Here is a 1,434-nt window from a genome sequence, read left to right on the forward strand (position 1 = left end):
TCAAGATAATCCGGAGTTAGCGACAGAGGGACCTGTTCATACCTTGAACCGGAAAATCCGCCAAGCAGATGGTGTGATTATTGCTACAGCGGAACATAACCATACAACACCAGGGCCTTTGAAGAGTGCATTGGAATGGCTATCCTTCACAATTCATCCATTGAAAAACAAACCTGTAAAAATCATCGGTGCTTCTTATCTAGACCAAGGAACATCACGGTCACAATTACACTTACGTCAAATTCTTGAGGCACCAGGAATCGATGCTTTAGTAATGCCAGGTCAAGAGTTCCTATTAGGAAATTGTAAAGAGGCTATCAACGCTAATGGTGATTTAGTTGAACCTAGCACTGTAAGTTTCTTGAAAGAAAGCTTAGAGAAGTTCATGAAGTACGTGGAATCTGTTCAACCACTTAAAGATAACCCAGTATTCCCTGAGGAAGATTTAACTGCTACGAAACATTGTGAAACAACCATCGAAGGCGTAGATATGACTGCACCAGATTGGGTTGAGCGGGCTGCAGAGAAGGTTGGCGCTGTTGAAGGCGATACTTATGTTAAATTAGACCGTGGTTTATTAACAGTAAACCAATTAAATTGGTTCTTAAAGACAATCCCTCTTGAATTGACTTATGCAGATGAGAATAACCAGTATATTTACTATAACCGAGTGAAACCTGGCCAAGACATGTTTGCTTCTCGTTACGAAAAAGATGTAGGTAGCCCACTTGGTGCTGTTCACCCACCACGCGCTGTGAAGAATGTTTCTTGGGTAATTTCTCAATTGCGGTCAGGAAACATGGAAGGTGTTCATGTACACGTACCAATCCATAAAGATAATTATGTTGTCCACAATTATGTAGCTATGCATGATGAAGAGGGTAAGTATCGTGGCATCAACGAGCATGTTTTAGACTTGCAACCTGTAATTGAGTGGTATCTAGAACAAACAGGACAAAAGTTAGTGAAAATTGAGGAAGATACGACGGATGCTTCAACTAGCGCTTCAATGAACGGTGCTTGGAGCCACGATGATAAAAACACAGTGGAAGCTGATGCTGAAAGTGGTGCAAGTGATGCAGCGGTAGCAGATACAACCCCTGCAGCAATTGGTACTGATGAAGATTCGAGTGCTAGCCAGTCTTAGTCAATGTAATAACCGGGTTTAGAGGGAAAATGATCATTTTCGGTCAAAAAAACCTATAAACGACTAGGGTTATTATTGCAAAAATTGTATAAGCAGAATAATAAAGAAGATGTATGCGTTTGCGGATTGTTATTTTATGGCAACAATTAATATTTATTTTTTATGAGACAAAACTCTTGTAAAATGCAATTGATAAGGGTTACAATAAGCACGAGCACATCAAAATTAAAAATCAGGGGGATCTATTTATGCCATTAGAAAACATGGTCGACATGCTGACAAAAGCG

At 40.0% G+C, this 1,434-nt stretch carries 1 protein-coding gene; it reads left to right on the forward strand.

All coding sequences use genetic code 11. From position 1 onward, the window contains the following. The coding region (locus ACRCJ0_RS14035) for a PAS domain-containing protein (protein ID WP_431390846.1) at positions 1 to 1,147 on the forward strand (1,147 nt) is incomplete at its 5' end. Positions 1,148 to 1,434 lie beyond the last annotated feature (287 nt).

The sequence above is a fragment of the Aerococcus sp. L_32 genome (assembly GCF_050689315.1).